Genomic DNA, 242 nt, shown 5'->3' with positions numbered 1-242 from the left:
GTCAGGATCAGCGCGCCCTTACCGGGGACCAGGGTGGATTCGAACTGAAGCAGGTCGCCGCCCACTTCGGTCCAGGCCAGGCCGGTGACCAGGCCGATCACGTTCTGCTCTTCGGCGCGGCCGAAGTCGAAGCGGCGCACGCCCAGGTACTTCTCCAGGTTCCGGCCGGTGACCACCCCCAGTGCCTTCTTTTTCGCCGCGGCCTTCTTGCCGGCCTTGGCCGGCTTGGCCAGCACCGCCGG

The 242-nt window shown here is 68.6% G+C and carries 1 protein-coding gene; it reads right to left on the bottom strand.

Annotation, left to right across the window (positions count from 1 at the left end; translation table 11 throughout):
- The coding region (locus tag ACQG3P_RS22275; protein ID WP_426806268.1) for a S16 family serine protease at nt 1–242 on the bottom strand (242 nt) is incomplete at both ends.

The sequence above is a fragment of the Stenotrophomonas sp. SrG genome, from assembly GCF_050031795.1.
GTDB classification, from domain to species: Bacteria; Pseudomonadota; Gammaproteobacteria; order Xanthomonadales; family Xanthomonadaceae; genus Stenotrophomonas; species Stenotrophomonas rhizophila_A.
Note: the sequence above shows the minus strand (reverse complement) of the source record. Positions and strands in the feature narration are given on the sequence as shown.